The sequence below is a fragment of the Pseudomonas sp. FG43 genome (assembly GCF_057809175.1).
On sequence record NZ_JBMDJL010000011.1, the window covers coordinates 118,066 to 140,163 of the forward strand.

The following is a 22,098-nucleotide window of genomic DNA, read 5'->3' on the forward strand; positions in this document are numbered from 1 at the left end:
GCGGCAATTCCCGGCCTCAAAACATCAAAGCTGTGCCGGCATCCGGAATCTGCGCAATACCGAAACATCGAAAGGGTTCGCAGATCGTTGACCGAGCAACAGGTAATTGGCCCGCAGCCCACCCACATCGGCCTTGAGCACCAGCACATCCCGGCCTTTGAGGTATTCAACCTGCATCAGATCGAGAAGCCGGAAAAACGACCATGGCCCGGTACTCTTCTCGATACCTATCGGGCGTTCTGTCATTCGCTCCAGCACCAGGCTGGCACGGCCGTCATCTGCATCGGTGGGCCACTTGAACGAGACCGGCACAATCGGGCCATGGCGATACTCCATCATCTGGTTGCCCAGACGAAACTCGGCACGGCAGACGGCCGGGTCCAGCGTGTAAGGCTCAAGCTTGAACTGCACCAGAGGTTCGTCGGGGTTTTCCGCAAAAAAACTCTTGCGAATGGTCTGCACACTGGCCATCTGATCGAGGTAGGCACGACTGGCAGGCAAGCCTGAACCATCAATGGTACGCAGGCGATAATGCCCCGGATCGCCACTTACAAAAGGCTTCATGTAACTGTCGAAAAACCGCTCGGCCAGCCCTTGCGCCTTGAAGAACTCGCGAAAGTCATTGATGGCGACATCGCTGCCACTATGAGCATGGAACGGATAGCGTTTATCGAGGGACTGCTCATAGAAACTGTACAGCTCGTTCCTGTAGCGCTGGTTGATATAGCGATAAGCCTCACCCAGAACGAATGACCAGGTACTTTCGGCCAGGCCGTTGAACCATCCACCAACCGGCTGCGGCAACTGAGTGGATGCATTGCGCAGGTTGCTCAGTGCATCCCGTTGCCCCGACATGCGGGTTCGCGCCATCTCGAAAGCCAATAGCTCAGGCTGACCGGATCGCGCCAGACTGGCGAGTTGCAGTTGAACCTCGTTCAAAGCCTGGATCACCACAAACAGATCCGCCGCCGGGCCGTTGTGTTCGTCCAGCAAGCGATGCAAAGGTTCAAAACGGCGCTGCAACGATTTCTTCGCAGTGTCCGGCAACACCGGGAGCAAGGCCGCTGCCGGCTCAACCGCAGCAGACGCCACTGCATTCAACACACCTTTCGGGGCAACTGCTGGCGCTTCCACCACCGTTTCGGCTGCTGCTGCAAACTGGGTGTTATCGCGTACTTGCGTCAGCAGTTGCAGTAACGGCGAATTGGCTGATATCAGGCCTGAAACCTGAGTCGCGCCCTGCATGGGGCCGTCAAAAGGCTGCAATGAAACCTGCCCGACAGCCTCGCTCCAATGATTGGCATAATCACGAAAATACAGCTGCTCCAGCTCGACCATCAGGCTGCGCAGTTCCATGCCGTTCAGGCCTGTGCCGTCGCCCAGCACCCAATTGTCACGCAGGATGTCATTGACCGCGCCAACACCCTGGGTCACGAAGAACTGTTGGTAGCCTCGCCGAGTATAGAAACCGGGAATCGGGTATTGCGTGCCAACCAGAAGGCTGGCCTGGGTGCCGATATGTTGAGCAAGACGATAATCCCCAAGATTGCGCGCCTGCTCGCGCAATACCCGATAGACGATAGTGGCCAGCGACTCGCTACGAAGCGCCTGACGGGCCTGGGCCACCAGCGCATCGTTGACGGGGTAAACGAAAGACTCTCTGAGCAGGCGTTCCAGATGGCCATTTAGCTCGTTTTGCTCCTGCGCCTGACCTGCATACCGCAGCGCCCAGTCCGCCGCCATCCTGTCTCGCAGCAAGGCTTGATCCCGACGCTGGGGCAAATACAACATCAGGTAAGCACGCAGGCTTTCCAGCAGTTGCTCACGGTCCTGCATGCTGGCCTGTATCTGCGCCTCCAGCGTCCGGGCCACACGAGGTAACAACAGGTTTTGCAGTTCCGCCTGATAAGCATCCATCAGCACACGATTGCTGGTCTCGCCTTGATAAAGGCCGCTGTGCTCATGAAGTGATACCTCTTCTGGCGCGGGAAAAACCTGGGCGGCTGCATGGCTGAGGTTCAGAGGCTTGAGTATCGCCAGAGCATCGGCCTGCGTATTCAGGGTCGAACGCTGCTGTGTCCACTGCTGCGCCAGATGGCGAATGCTCTCCAGGCGATCATGATTGGTGGAAAAACCGTTCGCCCACAGCGCACCGAACAACGCCAATATCATCAGGGCAGCGCAATACAAGCCGCGACGCGCCCAATCCACTCGCCAGCGCTCGCCCTTGTCCATCATGGCCAGGGCCGCTTCGGGGAAAATGACCCGGCTCAACAGGTAACGAATGAAGCGTGCGCGCCCGGTGTGCATGCCTGGCAACACCTTGTTGTTGCCCGGCGCACTGTTGCCCTCCTCTGCACTGGCCTCTTGAACGCTTGCGGGCAGATGAGGCGCGCAGGTCAGATAGAAACCGCGCAGTTGCGTGGCGCGCTGATATCGACTCCCCGCAAAAGCCATCTCGGCAAACATGCACAGCCGATGCCCGATCAACCCGAACTGATCGGGAAACCCGAGCATTCGCCCACGCCGCTGAAGGTCATGCTCCTGGTGGATACGCATGATGACCTGGCTGCCCAGGCGTCGCAGCAGTTCTTCGAACTCGTGCTTGAGCACATCGGGATCACTGCCTGGCTGATCCTTGCCGAACGTCGCGCCAAGCACCTGCTCGCCTTCTTCTCTGGATAGCTGGTCGAAAAACTCATCGAACCCCTGCAGCGAGTCGGCCTTGGTCAACACCAGATAAACCGGCACATCGACATGCAACTTGCGATACAACTCATCCAGACGGTTACGTACCGCTTCGGCGACCATCTCCAGACGGACTTCGTCATTCTCCAAAAGGATATCGACAGACAACGTCACCAATACGCCATTGACCGGACAGGTCCGTCGACGGTTACGCAGCAGCCCCAGCAACGTAAGCCAGGCGCTGGCATCGACTTGCGGCGTGGCCTGCTCAAGGTATCGGCCCGGCGTATCGATAATCACCGCCTGATCGGCAAAGTACCAATCGCTGCTGGCGGTGCCTCGGGTATCACGGGTCAACTTGCGCCCGGTTTTATTGAGCGGAAACTCCAAGCCGGAAAAGTCCAGAAGGCTCGTCTTGCCACTCCCGGCAGGGCCGATCAACAGGTACCAGGGCAAACGCTCACCCTGACCGCCATACAGGCTGGAAAGCTTGATGACACGCAACGCATCCCTGAAACGTCCGGATAACTCCTTGTGCTCTTTTTCAATCAGGGCCTGCTGGCGAAGATGCTCCTGACCAGCCGTGTCGGCCTCCAGTTTCTTCCTGCCTGCTGCGCTGCGCCAACTGACGAAGACCATGCTCAGCCCCCACAGCAGAAACAACAGGCTCACGGACAAAAGACGGGACGTCGGGCTTTCCCAGAACTTGTGATCGGCCACCGCCAGCAACGGCCCCACGAACCATATGCACAGCGCCAGAAACAACACGGACAGCAGCGTCCACAGCCATGTCCGGCAAAACAGGGCTGCCATTTTCTTGAAGAGATTTTTCATTACATGTCTCTGTTTGCGGCTGAGGTCTTGGGTACTGCGGCGTGGATCTGACGATAGGGTTTGAGCACCATCTCGCGCTGCTCGGCCAGTACCCAGGCGAACCCCGAATACATCACTGTCAGGCTCACGAAGGTGAACACACCCACCAGCCACCAGGGAGCCGGGCGAATGGCCGGACCCTGCTGGCCCTGCATTCCATGCCAGTTCGGCGATAGCTCTGAACAGACATCGCCGCGCAACTGCCGGATCTGCCGATAAAGGCCGTCACGAATCCCTTCCAGCTCGATGCTTCCGCGCTTCATGACCCGGTATTTGCCTTCAAACCCCAATGACAGGCACAGATACATCAACTCCAGCATGGGTAAATGCCGGGCCGGATTGCTCGATAAGCGCTCCAACAAAAGGAAGAACTTCTCACCGCCAAAGGTTTCCTGATGAAAACGGCTCAGCAGGCTCATCGTCGACCATTCGCTGCCCCAACTTGTGGTCAGTACGGTTTCATCAATCACTGTACAAAGCACATAACGGGCAGCCAGCAGTTGATCGTTCTCTATGCCCTCCTGCCGGGCTCGGGCCTCGAAAAGCCTGATGTTCTGCGAAAGCCTTCGGTTCAGTGAGTGAAGTTCATCCGCCTCTGCGCCAAGGGCCAGCTTGACGATCTCCGCCAACAGATCACTCGCGGCCGTTACAAGAGGGTTGATGTTGATGCTGAACGTCTCGGCAGGCACCACACGTGCCGTATAGCTCAGCCGCTCTTCGAGTTGCTCGAAACCTGACGGTCTGGCGAAGTCTGTAAGCCCGCCATGTCCGCTGTCCTGCTGATGAACCAGGTTGTCGTCCTGATCGCCTTGCATATCAATGCGCATGTTCATGAGTTCCTGATGGCCCAGAATTTCAGTTCGAGCCCGTCAAACTCACCTGAAACATGGAAAGCAAAGCCACCGGAGTTTTCCACCTGGGCTTGTTCCTGAGTACTGAGTTCGAGAATGAAATAGGTCTTGTTCGAGTGAAACGGAATCTGCCGGGGCGCGACCGGCAGTGGCCTGAGCCTGATTCCCGGTAGATGCAGGCTGACCAGTTCGCGGATGCTCTCTACAGACCCGACCTTGAGATGTGAAGGCAATCGATGCCGTAACTCTTCGGTATCGCAATGCGCACTGGCCGCCAGAACGAACGACGCCGAGCCAAGCAATTGCTGATCGACACGTGGGGAAACCAGAACCCCATACTGACGGGCCTGAAGTTCCAGTTCGGTTGCATGTTGCTCAAGCACCATCGACAACACTTGCCGGATATCAGCCATCAAGGCCCTGAACGTCGCACACTGATCGCCATGTCGATAAGTGCTGCTCAGTGAGGGACGCCTGCTGTCACTGCCGAAAGTGGCCAGGTCACCCAGCATGACCAGCAGCACGCGGTACAACTCTTCAGGATGAACATCTTCGATATTCAGGTAATGCTTCAGGATAAGTTCAGTGCGATTGATCAGTTGCAACATCATGAAGTCGCCAACTTCCGCGCCCCCGACCTTGCCGCTCGCCCGAATGCGCCCGGCAATGACATCGCCTCTGTATTCCAGCAGGCCCACAACTTCCTTGAGGCATGAGGCCAGATAGGCCGAGCTGCGAACGTTGATGAATGTCGGTGTGAACTCAGTCGCCAGGGTGATCGCCTTGTCTGGAGAAACAGACAGGACATGGCACAGCTTGAGCTTCACATAAGTCTGTTCACTCTGCTGCTCACCCAGCAGCAGGCGAAACTCCGGGCGCGCACAAATGATCTCCGTGGCGTTACCCTCCCCGGCATTGGAGTCGGATATCTTGCTTGTATAGGCGGTGTAACGTGCCAGCACATCCGGCTGTTCAGGGCCTCGCGCCTCAATGTAATTCCCGGTCACCAGCGGCAACGCAAGATAGACCGACGTGTCCATGATGTCTGGCGGTATATCCAGCACCAGGGGTTTATCGCGGTCCCTGAGGTCAAAGATGCTTCCATCGGGAAGAACACCCGAGGCCTGCGCAATCACTATTTGCCCGGAAGCAAGAAACTGCGGGTCAATCACCAACGTCATGAAACCCCACAGGTAGGCACCGGCCAACCGTGTACGGGTCTTCATCTGATGGTCATAGTAACGGTCGTTATGCTGGAAGTGCTGCGGGCGCAACAACATACCTTCGCGCCAGATGACTTTATGCTCATTCATGACCGGTCATTCGCTTCGGCTGATATTCATCACTGCGGTGAATACCGGTTTCATCGAGTGTCAGCCCGGTGCGCGTATGCCCTTCGGCCGTCAGCGGGATAACATGGCGCCACCGGGCTTCAGGCAGGTTTCGATAAGCCGCCAGGACACCGATATATTGACTGTCTTTACCGGCTCTCAACTTGAGATCGATACGTTGCCCTGGCAATAACTCCAGTTCCTCACTGATCACCAGATCCTTATTCAGGGATTCCCTCGCACGCCCATACAAACTGAAGAAATCCAGGTTCTCGAAAGTGACGGGATGCCTTAACTCCAGCAGACGCAAGACAATGGGAGATGACCGACCATTGATATCCGGATTAAGGTAATCACTGGCAGTCAACTGCAGACTCAAACGAGTCTGGGTCGAGTAAGGCGACAATGCCGAACAACCGCCAAGTGCCAGCAGCACTGACAGCATGATCGAACTCCTGAAGCAAAACATAAGCATCATCCTTGGGTATTGAAATGGAGGGTATTGATCAGGCGAATCTGTTCTTGATAGGCCTGAGAAAAATTGCGAACCAGCAGGTGTTCTTCCCATTCACTCTCTTGTTCCAAAGTGCGGTAATGGCGCATATACGCGCGCCAGCGACTGCCCGCTGTCCGCAATAACGAGGCACCGTTATCCAGCTCAAACTGCCAGGTCAGGTGTTGCGGTGAAAAATGATCGAAAGTGGCACGCACCAGGGTCCGACTGGCGTCAAACATGGCAACCTGATGCGCCTGCAAGTCACGAAAGGCCTGGACAAGCGACGGCGATGTGCCCAGCAGCAATTTATCCATTGCAATGCTGATATCTGCCGCGTCTTCAAGCGGGCTAATGCTGTCAGGTACTAACTGCAACTCGCGTTTCAACTCACTGCGGGTGTGCAGGTTTTTTCGCAAGCCGCCAATACACTGCCGGAACAGGCGAGCGGTATTTATCGCCAGGGCTTCACGGCCGGACAGTTCAAGATGATCGAGACTGATCCCCAGCGCATCGCCAAACTCTTTCCAGAAGTCGTCCATCAGCCTTTCCGGCTCGACCGGACAAGGTTCAGTGACTGGCATATCAATCAACTCAGGCAACGACATATGTTCACTGTCTACTTGAGCATGATCCTGACTCTGGCCTGTCTGCCAGGACGCACTGGGCAATGAATAGAAGTCATTCATGTCTGAATAAACACTGTTTCTGGACTCCAGTGCTGCAAGAGGGTCCAGCAAGGTGTTTTCCACTTCAAAAAGCCGTTCCATGAGCACACCTATTTATGATTACTTACCACGGTTTAGTGAGTCGGGATCGCCCAGAGGACGGTACTCGTCATCATCAAACTTGAAGTGGCCAGTGCATCCCGCAAGAAAGGCAATAACCACAAGAACAGAAACAACAGGCAGCCAGTAGCGAACACTCATAAAACCTCCATGAGCATGGATAATAAGAACAACCAGAAGAGTGTCTTTTTAATCAGACATGCAACTCATCGCGCTTGATGTTCAAGTGAGATATTCGATAAAGCAGCGTGCGACGGGCCAGCCCCAGTTCACGTGCAGCCAGACTGCGATTGCCGCCACTCTTGCGCAAACTATCAAGCAATACGCTGCGCTCTACTTGTTCAAGGCGCTCCCGCAGATTGAGGCTGGTGTCACGACTCAGCAGCTTTACATCGAAAGAGAAATGCTCAGGCAGTAGTTCATCGCCTTCGCACAGCAGCACAGCGCGTTCGACAAGCCCTTTCAACTCGCGGACATTGCCGGGGAAGTTACGTTTGCACAGCAGAACAAGCGCGACTTCGGACCACCGAACAGGGACCCGTTGAAGAAAGTGGCAGGCCTTGTCGGAAAAATGCCGTGCCAGTTGCACAATGTCGCCTTCACGATGGCGCAAGGCAGGCAACTCAATAGGGAACTGTGCCAGACGATAGTAAAGGTCTTCCCTGAACAGACCTTCGGCGACCAGCGCCTGAAGATTGCGGTGGGTTGCTGCAATGATGCGCACATCGATCTTGCGGGTAACGTTTGAGCCCAGCGGACGGATCTCTCCTTCCTGCAAGACCCGTAATAACTTGGCCTGCAGAGACAGCGGCATATCGCCAATCTCGTCCAGCAACAGCGTACCGCCATTGGCTGCATCGAACAGACCTGCCCGGTCACGATCCGCCCCGGTAAATGCACCTCTGCGATAACCGAACAGCTCGCTTTCCAGAAGCCCCTCAGGAAAGGCACTACAGTTCTGGACGACAAATGGCATGGAGCGACGAGGCCCGTGGTCGTGGATGGCTCGGGCAACCACCTCCTTGCCTGTGCCTGTCTCCCCGGTCAGCAAAACGGTATATGAGCTATGCAGAACCTTCCCGATCAAGTGACAGGTCTGATGCATGATCTCGCTCTGGCCGATCAAGCCATAGCCGGTGTCTCGAGGAGTCGTTGCCAGCGGCTGAACGAAAGGCTCCTGCAGGTTGCGCAGACGTTGCAACAGATGCATTTGCGCAAGCACGAATGCCCCCAGCCCTCCCAGTGACTCAGCAAAACCCGCCAGAACCCGGCTCTCAAGGCTGGCGCACAATAACAGGCCGGCAACCCTCTGTTGCTGATTGATCAGAGGGACACATAACAATGACTTCCAGGTCTTTTCATGGGGCGGCAAAAAACCGGTGTCGAATGAACAGACATCGAGTTCACTCACACTGACAACCTGATTCTGGCAGAGACATAACTGCAATGGCTGCTCGCTGTTGAAGTCCACTGCAAGGCTTGCAGTGGCTCCAGGTATGACCACACCGCCCAGAGACTCTGCACACAACTTCAAGTGCGTATGCGTGGCATCGAGCCGATACAACCGGGCCAGCTCGCAACCACTCAGTTCCGATGCCGCCAGAGCAAACCCCTGCAACAGCATCTCGCTATCGGATATCTGCGAAATGCTGGTGTATTGAATACAGAGTTCCTGTGCATAGCCAAGTGGCTCTTCGATTGAATCGAACATGAAGCCCATATCACACACACTCGCAAATAACGGTGCCTGTACCGTCGAGCGTGACATGTACTTTTTCCAGCCTGTTTCCCCTGGCCATGGCATCCAGTACGTGGTCTGCAATCAACGGCAATACGTGAAGGTCAAGCAAACAATCCACCAACCGGGCACCGCTATCGCTTTGAGTACAATGCTCAGCCAGATAAGTGACCAGTTCCTGACAGTGGCTGAACATCAGTTGCCGGCCTGACAACCGATCACCCAGACGGCGAAGCTTGAGTTCGATCAGTTCCCGCATCAGAGGCCCACAGACCGGGTAATAAGGCACCACCTGCATCCGTGCCAGCAACGCCGGCTTGAAGTGAGCACTGAGCACCGGGCGGACAATCTTGTCCAGCTCATCGGCATCGGGGCGCTGACCGTTCTGGCAAAGCATCGTGATGTAATCGCTCCCAAGATTGGAGGTCATCAGGATCAGGGTATTGCGGAAATTGATCTCCCTTCCCTCGCCATCATTGAGCACACCCTTATCGAATATCTGGTAGAAAAGATTCAATACATCGGGGTCGGCCTTTTCCACTTCATCCAGTAAAACCACCGAATATGGCTTCTGCCGGACAGCCTCTGTCAACATGCCACCTTCGCCGTAACCCACATAACCGGGTGGCGCACCGATCAATCGGGAAACCGTATGCTTTTCCTGAAATTCGGACATGTTTATCGTGATCAGGAAGCGCTCTCCACCATAGAGAAGATCAGCTAGAGCCAGAGCCGTTTCTGTCTTGCCGACACCACTGGGGCCTGTCAGCAAAAAGACGCCGACAGGTGCATCGGGTTTGTTCAGGCCTGCCGCCACCGCACGCATGGATCGATCAAGTGCCTGAACAGCCTGTTCCTGACCTCGAATCCAGAAACGCAGGTCCGAAGCGAAGTCAGCGACCTTTTCGCTGTACTCACGAGCCAGTTGTGAAAGCGGAATACCGGTCCAGGCGCTGACCACCTCAGCGACCAGACGGGGACAGACCTCAAAACTGACCAATCGATTGCTTGCCTGGGCCTGGACCAGGCGCTGATGGGTGATCTGCAGTTCATACTCAAATGATTCGGATACGGCGTCGTGGTCTTTCTGCGCACGCGCAGCAGCCAGCTTCTGTCGTAACTCAAGCAAATGCCCGGCAATCTCTCGTTGCTCAAGCCAGAGCCTTTCCAGTTCAGCCTCATCCTCTCGAACCTGCGCCATCCGGGCTTGCAGCGCATACAGCAAGCACGCATCAACCGACAATCCGGCATCTGCATCACGCCGCAAGGCATCGAGTTGACGCTGCCCCTCAGCCAGCTCGGCACGCAGACGTTCAAGGCTTTCAGGAGCCGCAGCAAGACTGATGCGGACACGAGCACAGGCCGTATCCAGAACATCAACTGCCTTGTCCGGCAACTGTCGTCCGGTCAGGTAACGTGCAGATAACCGGGCTGCCGCAACCACCGCATCATCACGCAGATAAACACCGTGACTTCTTTCATAGACCTGGGCCAGGCCGCGCAGAATGGTGATGGCTTCATCGACCGTAGGCTCATGCAACTGCACAGGCTGAAAGCGCCGTGAAAGCGCCGGGTCTTTCTCGAAATACTTCTTGTACTCTGCCCAGGTGGTTGCCGCGATGGTCCGCAACTCCCCTCTCGCCAGAGCAGGTTTCAGCAGGTTCGCCGCATCGGAACTGCCGGCCTGCGCTCCTGCGCCGATCAGGGTATGGGCCTCATCGATAAAAAGGATGATCGGTTCTGGAGAAGACTTCACCTCATCGATGATGCCTTTGAGGCGACGTTCAAACTCCCCCTTGAGGCTTGCACCTGCCTGCAACAAACCCATGTCCAGAGACAGAAGTTCGACGCCCTGCAAAGGCCGAGGGACTTCACCACGGGCAATCCGTAGCGCCAGCCCCTCCACAATGGCAGTCTTCCCGACGCCCGCCTCGCCGACCACAATCGGGTTGTTCTTTCTGCGACGGGCCAGGATGTCGATCATCTGCCGGATCTCGGAATCACGGCACAGAACCGGGTCGAGCCCGCCCTCACGGGCTTGCCGGGTCAGGTTGTGGGTGAAACGGGCCAGCAGGGACTCCCCGTTTCCTGACGGGACATCGGCAGAGGCAACCTGCTCGCCAAGCGCAAAGTCCCGCACACGATCGGTATTTATCTTCGCCAGAAGTGGCTGATAACGGCTACCGGCGTAGCGGATCGGATTGCGCAGCAGAGCCAGGATCAAGGCGGCCTGACCGATCTCGCTCTGGCCCAACTCCAGATTGGCGACCAGTAACGCATCCTGAAGCCACTGAACCAGCTCAGGGGCAAATACCGGATTTCGGGAGGAGCTTTGCTCCATGCTCATTTGCAACGTTACCGCCAGCTCTCCTGGCTCGACATCTGCGTCCTGCAAGGCGCGGGACAGTATCCCCCCGGGACGCTCGAGCAAGGCCAGCAGCAGATCCTCTACTAGGATCTTGCTCCCGCCTCTTGCCACACAACGCCCAGCAGTTCCCTCAAGGTCTTGGCGGGTTACTGCATCCAGTGCCTTTACAAGTTGTTGCAGGTCTACATTGATCATGAATATCTGTCCTTAATGACTATTCAGAGTGACGAGCCCGTCAGCCCGCTCACATCCAAGCCAACTGCTCCAGCCGAGATGGCAACGGTTCGATTCGCCAATACGCTGCTCTCTGATTTCGTCCTGGCGTAACTCCAGACGAATGTCGTAATCCAGTTGATCGCGCAGGGTGAAACGCACCAATGCCGAAAGACTTCCAAAACCGGAACCTATGGGCAGGAATTCGTGAAAGCGATTCCAGCCAAGCTGTTTGATATGAATACGGAATTTTCCACCTCGGTCGCAGACTCTTTCGCCCAGTACAACATCCTCGCCAAGACGGTTATTCACCACACCCAGGCGATTGCATTGCCGCTGAACAATATCGACAGAGCGCTCCATACACTGCTCGATAAACACACCTGCATGTTTGAAGTAGTAACGCAGAACAGACTCTATCAATGCAGCTGAATGAGCCCGCAAACTCAGCAACCCCAGGTAAGGCAACAAACGCTTCCAGTTCAGTTCTTCAGTACTGCGAATATCCTCCCCTGCGAGGCCTATCAGCGCAAAAAGCTGCCCTGAAAACGAATCCTGCGCACCACAGGTGAAACTGGCGTCATAGCGATATTTACGCCAGACCGGAAAAAGAAGTCGTTGCAGACGGTGATGAAAGACATCAAGAAACGAGCGTGTCGTTTCCGCTTCTCTGCTATCACCCAAGGCTTGCTCACTATAAAAAGCAGGTAATGGCGAACTGGCTCCGGACAAACACAAAAGATTAAGCCCGAGCCGTGCTCGTTGCTGTCCATTTTCTTCAAAAAAGTGCAGACAATCGATATCACTCGCGGGAAACCCCAGACTTGGATTGGCCTGAAACTCCAGCAACTCCTGAATCTCGTCTTCATCGATATCCGGGTTACTTTCCCGAAGTCGTTCGAGAATCAAGGGTATTGCCTGAAACAGGGAATACCTGGGTATTTCCTGACTCAGGCGATTCAGATCAACGACTGAAGTCCCATGCGCGGCGTCCATTCGTATACCTCTCCCTGGGTGCTCTTGACATGCAACTCGTGAAAAGAGTTGAGACTCGCATAAAGAGCAAAAAACTCATTAAGTACCGAGGCAAAGACAAACAAGCCTCCTTCACCGGCACACCCTTGTGTATCGATCAACAACTCGGTTTTCAATCCACGAACAGGAAGGCCTCGATATAAATGGTCGACCGGTTCATGACGGATAGACTTGAGCGCGCTCAAAAGCAGCTTGCTGACCTTTTCCGCCTGCTGATCGTAATGGCGTGGAAAGTCATACGTTTCCAGAATGTTTCTCAGTGCCGATACATTGTTCAATGACAGATAGTTCAAGGACATGTTACTTATCACTCGCCACAGAAACTCTCTATGCAGAGGTGGCGCAAAGCAGCGAGTGGCCGGTGTAATGTTCTTGAACCTCAAAAAGTCAGGCGTATCTTCGCAAGGCCTGCAAATGCCCCCCATCGGTATGTGAAAGGGAAGACCCTGATGGGTACACGTCAACTCTACAGCGACTGTTTCATGTCGCTCAGTCTGGCGACCATCAAAACTCAAATACGTATCCAGACCATCATGCAAAGGCGAAGGATGCTGACGAATGCTGTAATAAGGCTTGGGCTGCTGCACATCAAAACTGGAATCGTGCTCGAATGACTCGAACAGCACAAACTCCTGATACCCAAGACCTCCCGGCTGCCAGCCCGTCACCTTATCCACCGAAAAGATCCCGCACTTTTCTGAACCATGACCGCCCGGCATTAAAAAATATTCATCCCGTGTTCCCTCTAGACGAATGGGCACGGCATCCTGCTTGAACAGATTCACGACAGGAGTGCAATACAACTTGATATTTTGAAGGGTGGGTCGCAAACGCTGAATATCATTTTTTGCAATATCAAATGACAACTCGACGCCTCTCACCTTTTCAATGAGACCCTGGGCCAGCGTGTTGACAACTTCAAGCCCCAGCACATCGACGAATAAAAACTTCTCTTTAAATATGAAATACTCTTGCAGATAACGATAACCACGAAACGTATTCAAGGGATAGGGAATCAGTGCCTCTTCTTCTGAGAACCCCACAGGTTGCACTTTGTCGACAGAAATATTGAAAGACACTTTCTCCCCGGCAGCTCCTGTCGTCAAAGGATTACCCTCTGCATCCAAAGGAGTCACGCTGACACTTTCAAGGTTACGCATCAGGCCCAGGTACAACATCTCGCTGATGTGTGGTTCTCCGGCAAGATGCAGACGCAAGCGATTCAATTGCAGAGAATCAATTGCCCCATCACCGTTCATCTCAAGACGCAGGCCAAGTAATACACCGCTGCCATTTTCCGAACAGTTCAATGCGCTCAGTCTTAACGGCAGAACTTCCGTCCGGTAGCAGGTGCTGAAACGACAGACAGAGTCCTCGACAGGTATGCTTTCCACAGGAGTGCCACGGGCAACGATCACTCCCGCGCCAGAATATTCCAGTGGCTCGAACTGCAACATGCTGACAGCCGGGAACGGGCGCATGTAATTCGGCCATAACAACTGCACAAGGGAGTGAGTCAGCTCAGGTAACTCATCATCGAGCTTTTGCCGCAGGCGTCCTGTCAGGAATGCAAATCCCTCCAGTAACCGCTCGACATCCGGATCACGCCCGGCCTGCCCTAAAAAAGGGGCCAGTGAGGGATTACGCTCGGCAAAGCGACGCCCTAATTGACGCAACGCCGTCAACTCACTTTGATAATAGTTATTAAAAGACAAGCGTTACCCACCTGTTCAGGGACTGACTGACACTTAATTGATATTTACTTTTCCACAACCATCCAGACTTGCCGCAAAACTTACGGCACGTTTTATACCGTCCAACACCAGGAAGCCCTCAATAGAAAATCGCAACCTCAACTTGTCATCTCCGGGCGGCAGGGGCGCGATAGATACATCGTATAAACGAGGCTCACACATTCTGATGAAAGCCTCGATAGTTGAACGAGAGGAAACAAGGATGTCATGCAGACTCATGCTCATATCATTCAAATCCGGCAGCCCATAATCGGGCAGTGTCTGTACGCTACCCGCTCGGGTACTAAGCATTTTCGCAAGATGAGCAGCCACCGAAGCAATGACACACTCTTCACGGCTCATACCATTGCGGCCCCTGCTCTCACCCCCCAGACGCTCGAAAAGACTACCGTAAGGACTCATTTCAGAGCGCCTGCGACTTGCATCCCGTTATTCCTTGTCCAGCTTGCCGACCAGGGAAAGCGTAAAATCCGCTCCCATGTATTTGAAGTGAGGCCGCACGTTCAGGCTGACCCGGTACCAACCCGGTTCGCCCTCAACGTTGCTGACAATAATCTGCGCAGCACGCAATGGACGTTTGCCACGAACATCGGCACTTGGGTTTTCCTGATCCGCCACGTACTGACCAATCCACTTGTTCAGCTCAAGCTCAAGATCGGTACGCTCCTTCCAGGAACCGAGCTGCTCACGCTGCAGCACTTTCAGGTAATGCGCCAGTCGGTTGACAATCATCATGTAAGGAAGCTGAGTGCCCAGCTTGTAGTTCAGCTCAGCTGTCTTTCCCTCGGCACTGATGCCGAAGAACTTGGGTTTCTGCACGGAACTGGCGGAGAAAAAAGCTGCGTTATCACTTCCCTTGCGCATGGTCAGGGCAATGAACCCCTCTTCGGCAAGTTCATACTCACGGCGATCGGATACCAGCACCTCGGTGGGTATTTTGGTTTCGATCTCACCCATGCTCTGGAAGTGGTGCAGCGGCAGCCCCTCAACGGCACCGCCACTCTGAGGGCCGATAATGTTCGGACACCAGCGAAACCTGGCAAAGCTGTCGGTCAAGCGAGTGGCAAATGCATAGGCCGTATTTCCCCACAAGTAATGTTCATGGCTACCGGAAACGTTTTCTCTGTAGATAAACGTTTTCACCGGGTTCTCTTGCGGATCATAGGGATTGCGCAGCAGGAAACGCGGCACCGTCAAGGCACAGTAGCGAGCGTCTTCCTGTTGACGAAAACTTTGCCATTTGACGAATTGCGGGCCATCGAAGTGATCTTTCAGATCCTTCAGGTCAGGCAAGCCTGTAAATTGCTCCAGACCAAAAAAACCGGGACCGGCAGCAGCGATGAATGGTGCATGAGCCATGCAGGCAACACTCGATACATACTGCAGGGTTTTCACGTCAGGCGAACTTGGCGAAAAGAAATAATTGGCGATGATCGCCCCAACCGGGTTACCACCGAACTGGCCATATTCGGCGGTATAGACATGCTTATAAAGGCCTGACTGCATGACTTCTGGCGAGTCTTCAAAATCATCCAGCAAATCTTGACGGGATACGTTCAATATTTCGATTTTTATATTTTCACGAAAATCAGTGCGTTCAACCAGCAATTGAAGACCACGCCATGAAGCTTCCAGTGCCTGAAAGTCTTTGTGGTGCAGGATTTCATCCATCTGCTGACCAAGCCGGGTATCGATCTCGGCGATCATTCGATCAACCAATGCCTTTTTTACGGGCTCCTTGCTGTTATGTGGCTTCAGCAACTCTTCAATGAAAGCAGCTACTCCACGTTTGGCAATATCATAAGCCTCGTCGCCGGGCGTCAGTCTTGTTTCGGCGATGATCCGGTCAAGAACCCCATACTCTACAGCGTTGTCATTTTCTGACTGTAGCGCTTTAGCACTCATTAGATTGATTTCCTTATGCTTATAACTCAGGCGCTTTCCGATGCAGCACTATCCAATCCCAACTCACCCAGTACACGGTTGCGAGACTCATCATCGGCAAGCACACTTTCAATGGCCTTGCGAAAAGCAGGTGCATTCCCAAGAGGCCCCTTGAGCGCCATAAGGGCATCCCGCAATTCCATAAGTTTTTTCAGCTCGGGGACCTGTTCTACCAGGCTGGCCGGATTGAAATCCTTGATTGAGCGAACCCGGACATTGATGCCCAACTCTTCACTGCCATCAGACGCTTGAAGGCGGTTTGGCACACTCAACGCAAGTTTCAATTCCTGCTTTTCCAGTACAGCGTCAAAACTGTTTTTATCGATGCTTATTGATTTTCGATCCTCAAGCTTCCGCTCATCGGCACGTTGCGTAAAATCACCCACCACCAGAAGTTTGAATGGAAGCTCAACTTCTTCCTTTGCACCTCCAATCGCAGGTTTGAAGGTGACGTTTATCCGTTCTTTAGGCGCGACAGAACCTTCTTTTGCCATATGTTTCCCCTTTAGCGTTCCAGCCTTCAAGGCTTACTCAAGTAGCACCTCAAGATCGAGGTGACAAAGCCTGCGGTATATTTCATCCTTGCGTTCCCTTACCACATTGCTTTGCGGCAAGCTTTCATAGCAGCTATTCAATGTGTGCAGCACTTTCAAGGAAAGCTCGGGCTCCCATGTATGAAACCCTGACGCCTGTAAATACTGATCCAGTATTTCCAGCTGGCTTTTGGCAAGTTCATATTTCCTTGCGGTGTAACAAAGTTGTGCCAAGGCGAACTGCCAATAAAATCGATCCCGCTGACTCTGAGCAATCTGCAATTTTTGTTTAAGCATCTGAACGGCCGTCTTGAGCCCTTCTTTTCGCGAAACTTCCAGCGCCTCCTGTAACACCTGTTCCCACTCAGGTTGAGCAGCACTTTTTTCACTGGTATCAGCGGGACTCGCAACCTGGACATGGGGCATTACCTGCTCACTGATCCAGCCTCGCGTATCATCATCGGCGAAAGGCGATCCATCATGGAACTTCAGATCAGAAATGCCTGGAAGCCGCTGCAGGAACAAGGCAAAGAGAACCTCCACCTCCCGCATAGCCACCTCGGATTTCAATGCACGCAAGCACTCCCATACCAGACGCTGCCCATCAAACCAGAAAGGTGACTTGGCAAGACTGGCTTCAATATCAACCACCAGATCCGCATAGTGTCCCTGCTGAAAACGCTCTGCGTAGCTTTTCACTGTATCCTCTGAAATGCCGTGTAACGTGGTTATCTGCCTGACATTGCATTCGGGCATTCTGTCTGTAGACAACCACAACACCGTGCGGCTCAGGCGTAAAGCACGTACATCAGTAGCTTTCTGGCGTAACCACCAGGCGCATAATAACCGCGCACTTTCCTGCTGATCTTTCAATGCTTTATGAGCATCTTTTTCGTTTTCAATGACTGCCTCATTTTTAAAAACCCTGGCAGCCACCTGCTTTACCTGGGCAACAAGACTTTCTGTATCAGGCTTACTTTCGGTCGCACGCTGTACCATGCCTGCAAGCCGGCGACGAACTGGCAAAAGCAGCGGCGCCTCATCACCCAGACGACTCGTCAGCACGTTATCCAGAGCTTCAAGTATTTCAACCAGCTTTTGAAACAACGCTAACTGCGTTGTCACAGATACATCTTCGGCAAGCGCCTGTTCGAGCCGGGGGACCAGCCAATTCAACGCTGCCGTTCGAGTTCGCAACTTTCGAGGATGAAGCACTGGCCAGTGATGACTGCATAAATAGTGAAGCAAACTTACTCCTGCCAACAACCCGGAAAATGATTCACATTGATACAAGGCCCACGTCAACCAGACCGTAACACGCAAATCCCTGGAGCATCCACGCAAGATATATTCACTGCCCTCACGCACTTTAAGCCAATCGACCTGTACATTCCCCTGCAATGAGTACGCCTTGCCAACTTCCGCTTCCAGAGCCTCGAATTCGTTTGAAAAACGAATATCTTCACCCTCATGGGACATCTGGGAAACAGGTTGTTCGACAAGTTCAAGGCAATGAATGGAAAGCTTATCCAAGTAATTCATCACTCAACCTTACCCGACCAGTCAGGCAATTAACACGCAGATCAGAAAGACGCTTTGCGAAACTCACGATGCGGACACTAACCATGAAAAAATTCTTTAACAAGCAGAAAAAGCTCACACCGCAGACTTTCGGACCTTTCCTACAGCTCTGTCGGTAAAAATTTTACAATCATCCTTGAAAATTCATGACCGCAGCGAACAGACACCCGAAACACCAAATCAACCCTTGCAAATCAATGCAGCAAAAACGCCATCATGCGCAAGTTTTTGCGCAATACATTGTGGATATAGGTGTGAATAACATCCCACACCACTCATGAAACAACGCTTGAAAAGCACATATGCAAAAACTTGCGCAACTTTCCCGTTGAAATCGCCTGTTTTAAAACTAGCAAAATGCCAACCCCATGTTCCAAAAAGGAAAACCAAAACTGGCACACTTCTTGGTATTAGACAGACTGTACCATTGGCGAAATATGCCACTGGATGCTTATTTTTTTTGCAAGGAGAGTATCAATGGCTATCCCCGCCTACATGACCATCACAGGCACCGACCAAGGCCTGATTACTAAAGATGCCTCTACTTCCGACTCGGTCGGGAATATCTATCAGGAGAATCATGAACATGAAATCATGGTCCAGGCCATTAGTCATGTGGTTACTGTTCCCAGTGATCCGCAGTCAGGTCAACCTACCGGTCAGCGCGTGCATAAGCCCCTATGCATCACCAAGGTTTTCGACAGATCTTCCCCTCTGTTGCATGCAGCTCTTAGCGCCGGCGAAACCCTGTCCAAAGTCGAAATCCACTGGTACCGCATTAATGACGGCATACAGGAGAACTATTACGTCACCACGCTGGAAGACGCAATCATCGTTGAAATCAAAGACTACATGCATAACTGCCAGGATCCAGCCAGCAAGCATTTCACCCACTTGCAAGACGTCCATTTTACCTATCGCAAGATAACCTGGACTCATATATCAGCCCATAGCCTGGGCTCTGACGACTGGCGCGCCCCTGTCAAAGCCTGAGTCTGAATAACAGCCCTGTCGGTTCATCAGAATCGATAGGGCTCAAGTTGTCACTCATTCAGGCATGGAGTAATACGTGATGTCCGCACCCGCCCATCAAACACATTTCAGCCTGCATCTGGAGGACGTCAGACATGACTTTCAGGTGCTGGCCTTTACCGGCACGGAGGCCATCAACCAGCCCTTTGTCTTTGAGCTGGAACTGGTCAGCGAAAACCCGGCGCTGGATCTGGACAGCCTGCTCAATCGCTCTGCCTTTCTGCAGTTCGGCCCCGACGACGCTGGCGTGCATGGCTTGATCGACCGTATCGCTCAAGGCGACTCCCGCAAGCGACTGACCCACTACGCCATGACCCTGCGACCGCACCTCGCCTACCTGGGCCATCGCATCAATCAACGCATTTTCCAGCAACAGTCGGTGCCGGACATCATTGCCCGGATCCTGCAAGAGCACGGCATCCTGGCCGACCGCTATCACTTTCAACTCGGTCTGCCGTACCCGAAACGCGAGTACTGTGTGCAGTACGACGAATCGGACCTGCATTTCATTCAGCGACTCTGTGAAGAAGAAGGCCTGCACTATCACTTCCAACACAGCAGGGCCATGCACCGGCTGGTATTCGGCGATGACCAGACGGTCTTCCCCAGGCTAAAGCCGCTGACCTATCGACAGGACAGCGGGATGGTTTCCGATGAGCCGGTGGTCAAGCGCTTCAATGTGCGTCTTGAAACCCGCACCACACGCACCACGCGGCGGGATTATGACTTTCAGAAACCGCTGGTTCCCCTTGAAAGCGAAGTCCAGAACAAAACCCTGCCCGACCTTGAGGACTACGATTACCCCGGCCGTTTCAGCAACCGTGAGCGTGGCAACCTTCTGGCCCGACGGGCACTGGAACGCCACCGCCATGATTACCGCCTCGCCGAAGGCCATAGCGATCAGCCACGGCTGGTCAGCGGCCACTTTCTGGAGCTGGCCAGTCACCCGCAGAAAAGCTGGAACCAGCTCTGGCTGCTGACCAAGGTTCGTCACGAAGGCCGCCAACCGCAGGTGCTGGAAGAGTCGGCGGGGCCGTCTGACTGGCAGGGCTATCGCAATACCTTTCGCGGTACGCCGTGGGACGCTTTCTATCGCCCGCCTCTGCGCCATCCCAAACCACGCATTCAGGGCAGCCAGACCGCCATGGTCACCGGGCCTCGGGGCCAGGAAATCCATTGCGACAAACATGGCCGGATCAAGGTGCAGTTTCACTGGGACCGCGAAGGCCAGCAGGATGCCAAAAGCAGTTGCTGGCTGCGGGTGTCGTCCGGTTGGACGGGCAATCGCTATGGTGCTGTCGTCTTGCCACGGGTCGGCATGGAAGTGCTGGTGACTTTTCTGGAAGGCGATCCCGATCAACCTCTGGTCACCGGCTGCCTCTACCACGCCGAAAACACCCCGCCCTACGGCCTGCCCGAACACCGCACCCGCAGCGTCTTCAAGACCCTGAGCAGCCCCGGTGGCGGTGGCTCTAACGAGCTGCGCATCGAGGACCGCAAGGATCAGGAACAGATCTTCATCCACGCCCAGCGCAACTGGGACCAGAGCATCGGCCACGACCAGAAGATCCATGTCGGCCATGAGCGTCACGACCGGGTCGAGGCCAATAGCTACAGCGAATTCAAGGCCGAGGAACACTGCACCGTCGATGCCGACCGCAAGGTGGAAATCAGGGCGAACGATCATTTGAGCATCGCTCAGGTTCAGCACATCAAGGTGGGAGTGGCGCAGCTCGTAGAAGCCGGAAAGGAAATCCACATCAAGTCCGGCGACAAGCTGGTGATCGATGCCGGGATGGAGCTGACCCTCAAGGTCGGCGGCAGCTTTATCAAGATCGATCACAGTGGCGTGATGATGAACGGGCCATTGGTCAGGACCAATGAGGGCGGCTCTCCGGGCATAGGGACAAGTTCAATGCCATTGCTGCCAGGCCTGTTACAGCAGGCAGCGACGGAAAGACCCGGACAACTGTTGATGCAAAATCTGAGAGGCCCCGCTCCCATCGTCGAGTTATGTCAGAAACCCAAAGGCGGTACGCCATTGAATTGCCTGCTCGAAGATTGCGGCTGCCGCAAAGTATTGCTGACGGGAGAAAAACAATGACCTCTTCAGTGCTACTAGAACGTACGGACGATTTACTGGAAAAGATCTACAGCTTATTGCCCTCTCCGGCCCCACATTTCCTGTTCAACGAGACAGAACTGGCTGACTGCAAAGAACAAAGCCCGCTATGGCTGGAGGTTATGGATAACACGCCGTTGCTGGATGCCATTCACCTGGAACCAGAGCATTGGCCTGGACTGCTTATTGAAAGTACCTCATCGACCAATGTCCTGCTCGCGCATCTCAGGCGGATCCTCTTCATCCACTTCGATCAGATACGTCGGGGTGTCCTGCGCTATTCAAATCCCATTACAGCCAGCTATTTCTTCGGCATTAATGATGCGCAGGCTAACGCCCAATGGCTGGGGCCAATTTCACGATTGTCCTGGTATGGCGGTACATGGACAGACTATGCCTTAGACAGGCAACGCTGGCAGTCCACGGAGAATCCTCATGTACGCGACTGGCAATGCCCGGATGAGTCTTTCACTCCACACCTGGATGCCATACATGAGCATGCTCTCCAACGCCAGGAGCAAGAGCGCTTTGCCTACAACTGGTGGAGGAAGCGGTCCGATACATCCTTTCCTCAAACGCTGATCTATCTCGCTGAAGGAATGAGTCAAGGATTCGGCGAAGAACAAGACGTGATGAAGCGATATCTTTCGCTACGGGCGCAATATCCGACAAGCCTCATACAGCTTACAGATGAACACGATAACAATGAAAAACGCCTGCACGACCTGCAGCAGTCCCTGGAGCAACAAGTTCA

16 protein-coding genes and 1 pseudogene are annotated in these 22,098 nt (G+C 54.0%); 3 read left to right on the forward strand and 14 right to left on the reverse strand.

Going from position 1 to position 22,098, the window contains the following annotated elements:
- Positions 1-24 precede the first annotated feature (24 nt).
- Genes tssM through tssA form a run of 14 tightly spaced genes read right to left on the reverse strand, consistent with a single transcriptional unit; the run spans position 25 to position 18,151 of the window.
- Positions 25-3,522 carry a type VI secretion system membrane subunit TssM gene (gene tssM, locus ACODS3_RS14995; RefSeq protein ID WP_489034994.1) on the reverse strand — a complete coding sequence of 1,166 codons (3,498 nt, stop codon included), beginning with the start codon at positions 3,520-3,522 and terminating at the stop codon, positions 25-27.
- A complete protein-coding gene (gene icmH / locus ACODS3_RS15000; protein WP_489034996.1) occupies positions 3,522-4,388 on the reverse strand; it encodes a type IVB secretion system protein IcmH/DotU in 867 nt (288 codons plus the stop codon). Before icmH ends, tssM begins: the two co-directional genes overlap by 1 nt.
- Positions 4,389-4,390: 2 nt before the next feature.
- The gene (gene tssK, locus ACODS3_RS15005; protein WP_489034998.1) at positions 4,391-5,725 is read right to left on the reverse strand and encodes a type VI secretion system baseplate subunit TssK; all 1,335 of its coding nucleotides are present in this window, start codon (positions 5,723-5,725) and stop codon (positions 4,391-4,393) included.
- A complete protein-coding gene (tssJ, locus tag ACODS3_RS15010; RefSeq protein WP_201017202.1) occupies positions 5,718-6,218 on the reverse strand; it encodes a type VI secretion system lipoprotein TssJ in 501 nt (166 codons plus the stop codon). Before tssJ ends, tssK begins: the two co-directional genes overlap by 8 nt.
- Complete coding sequence (gene tagH, locus ACODS3_RS15015) at positions 6,218-7,006, reverse strand: type VI secretion system-associated FHA domain protein TagH (RefSeq protein ID WP_304574659.1); 789 nt, start codon at positions 7,004-7,006, stop codon at positions 6,218-6,220. The genes tssJ and tagH overlap by 1 nt, the downstream gene beginning before the upstream one ends.
- Positions 7,007-7,024: 18 nt before the next feature.
- Positions 7,025-7,165 (reverse strand): type VI secretion protein, encoded by a 141-nt coding sequence (locus ACODS3_RS15020; protein WP_489035000.1) that lies wholly within the window; start codon positions 7,163-7,165, stop codon positions 7,025-7,027.
- A gap of 52 nt (positions 7,166-7,217) precedes the next feature.
- Entirely contained in the window at positions 7,218-8,735 is a 1,518-nt protein-coding gene (locus ACODS3_RS15025; RefSeq protein ID WP_489035058.1) for a sigma-54 interaction domain-containing protein, read from the reverse strand.
- Positions 8,736-8,745: 10 nt separating this feature from the next.
- On the reverse strand, positions 8,746-11,325 hold the full coding sequence (tssH, locus tag ACODS3_RS15030) for a type VI secretion system ATPase TssH (RefSeq protein WP_489035002.1): 2,580 nt from the start codon (positions 11,323-11,325) through the stop codon (positions 8,746-8,748).
- Between the two features lie 12 nt (positions 11,326-11,337).
- Positions 11,338-12,339, reverse strand: a complete 1,002-nt coding sequence (gene tssG / locus ACODS3_RS15035; RefSeq protein WP_304574660.1) for a type VI secretion system baseplate subunit TssG — start codon at positions 12,337-12,339, stop codon at positions 11,338-11,340.
- Positions 12,303-14,093 (reverse strand): type VI secretion system baseplate subunit TssF, encoded by a 1,791-nt coding sequence (tssF, locus tag ACODS3_RS15040; RefSeq protein ID WP_489035004.1) that lies wholly within the window; start codon positions 14,091-14,093, stop codon positions 12,303-12,305. Before tssF ends, tssG begins: the two co-directional genes overlap by 37 nt.
- Positions 14,094-14,126: 33 nt before the next feature.
- Positions 14,127-14,534, reverse strand: a complete 408-nt coding sequence (gene tssE, locus ACODS3_RS15045) for a type VI secretion system baseplate subunit TssE (protein WP_304574662.1) — start codon at positions 14,532-14,534, stop codon at positions 14,127-14,129.
- 27 nt (positions 14,535-14,561) lie between these two features.
- Positions 14,562-16,037 carry a type VI secretion system contractile sheath large subunit gene (gene tssC / locus ACODS3_RS15050; protein WP_304574663.1) on the reverse strand — a complete coding sequence of 492 codons (1,476 nt, stop codon included), beginning with the start codon at positions 16,035-16,037 and terminating at the stop codon, positions 14,562-14,564.
- Between the two features lie 26 nt (positions 16,038-16,063).
- Positions 16,064-16,570, reverse strand: coding sequence for a type VI secretion system contractile sheath small subunit (gene tssB, locus ACODS3_RS15055; RefSeq protein ID WP_489035006.1), 507 nt, complete (start codon positions 16,568-16,570; stop codon positions 16,064-16,066).
- 33 nt (positions 16,571-16,603) lie between these two features.
- On the reverse strand, positions 16,604-18,151 hold the full coding sequence (tssA, locus tag ACODS3_RS15060; protein WP_489035008.1) for a type VI secretion system protein TssA: 1,548 nt from the start codon (positions 18,149-18,151) through the stop codon (positions 16,604-16,606).
- A gap of 516 nt (positions 18,152-18,667) precedes the next feature.
- Between tssA and ACODS3_RS15065 the strand changes: the two genes are divergently transcribed.
- The 3 genes and pseudogenes from ACODS3_RS15065 to ACODS3_RS15075 all read left to right on the forward strand — a co-directional run.
- Positions 18,668-19,183 (forward strand): Hcp family type VI secretion system effector, encoded by a 516-nt coding sequence (locus ACODS3_RS15065; protein WP_489035010.1) that lies wholly within the window; start codon positions 18,668-18,670, stop codon positions 19,181-19,183.
- A 79-nt stretch (positions 19,184-19,262) separates the two neighbouring features.
- Complete coding sequence (locus ACODS3_RS15070) at positions 19,263-21,326, forward strand: type VI secretion system Vgr family protein (protein WP_489035012.1); 2,064 nt, start codon at positions 19,263-19,265, stop codon at positions 21,324-21,326.
- A pseudogene (locus ACODS3_RS15075) lies at positions 21,323-21,868 on the forward strand (DUF4123 domain-containing protein); the annotation flags it as partial. The gene ACODS3_RS15070 and the pseudogene ACODS3_RS15075, both read left to right, overlap by 4 nt.
- Between the last annotated feature and the right edge of the window lie 230 nt (positions 21,869-22,098).

Excerpts from the sequence above, each read along its gene's own strand:
- icmH (WP_489034996.1), bottom strand. The coding sequence starts at position 4,388 with ATGCGCATTGATATGCAAGGCGATCAGGACGACAACCTGGTTCATCAG.
- tssK (WP_489034998.1), bottom strand. The coding sequence starts at position 5,725 with ATGAATGAGCATAAAGTCATCTGGCGCGAAGGTATGTTGTTGCGCCCG.
- ACODS3_RS15025 (WP_489035058.1), bottom strand. The coding sequence starts at position 8,735 with ATGTTCGATTCAATCGAAGAGCCACTTGGCTATGCACAGGAACTCTGT.
- tssB (WP_489035006.1), bottom strand. The coding sequence starts at position 16,570 with ATGGCAAAAGAAGGTTCTGTCGCGCCTAAAGAACGGATAAACGTCACC.
- tssA (WP_489035008.1), bottom strand. The coding sequence starts at position 18,151 with ATGAATTACTTGGATAAGCTTTCCATTCATTGCCTTGAACTTGTCGAA.
- tssG (WP_304574660.1), bottom strand. The coding sequence starts at position 12,339 with ATGGACGCCGCGCATGGGACTTCAGTCGTTGATCTGAATCGCCTGAGT.
- ACODS3_RS15065 (WP_489035010.1), top strand. The coding sequence starts at position 18,668 with ATGGCTATCCCCGCCTACATGACCATCACAGGCACCGACCAAGGCCTG.
- tssH (WP_489035002.1), bottom strand. The coding sequence starts at position 11,325 with ATGATCAATGTAGACCTGCAACAACTTGTAAAGGCACTGGATGCAGTA.
- tssJ (WP_201017202.1), bottom strand. The coding sequence starts at position 6,218 with ATGCTTATGTTTTGCTTCAGGAGTTCGATCATGCTGTCAGTGCTGCTG.
- tagH (WP_304574659.1), bottom strand. The coding sequence starts at position 7,006 with ATGGAACGGCTTTTTGAAGTGGAAAACACCTTGCTGGACCCTCTTGCA.
- ACODS3_RS15070 (WP_489035012.1), top strand. The coding sequence starts at position 19,263 with ATGTCCGCACCCGCCCATCAAACACATTTCAGCCTGCATCTGGAGGAC.
- tssC (WP_304574663.1), bottom strand. The coding sequence starts at position 16,037 with ATGAGTGCTAAAGCGCTACAGTCAGAAAATGACAACGCTGTAGAGTAT.
- tssE (WP_304574662.1), bottom strand. The coding sequence starts at position 14,534 with ATGAGTCCTTACGGTAGTCTTTTCGAGCGTCTGGGGGGTGAGAGCAGG.
- tssM (WP_489034994.1), bottom strand. The coding sequence starts at position 3,522 with ATGAAAAATCTCTTCAAGAAAATGGCAGCCCTGTTTTGCCGGACATGG.
- ACODS3_RS15020 (WP_489035000.1), bottom strand. The coding sequence starts at position 7,165 with ATGAGTGTTCGCTACTGGCTGCCTGTTGTTTCTGTTCTTGTGGTTATT.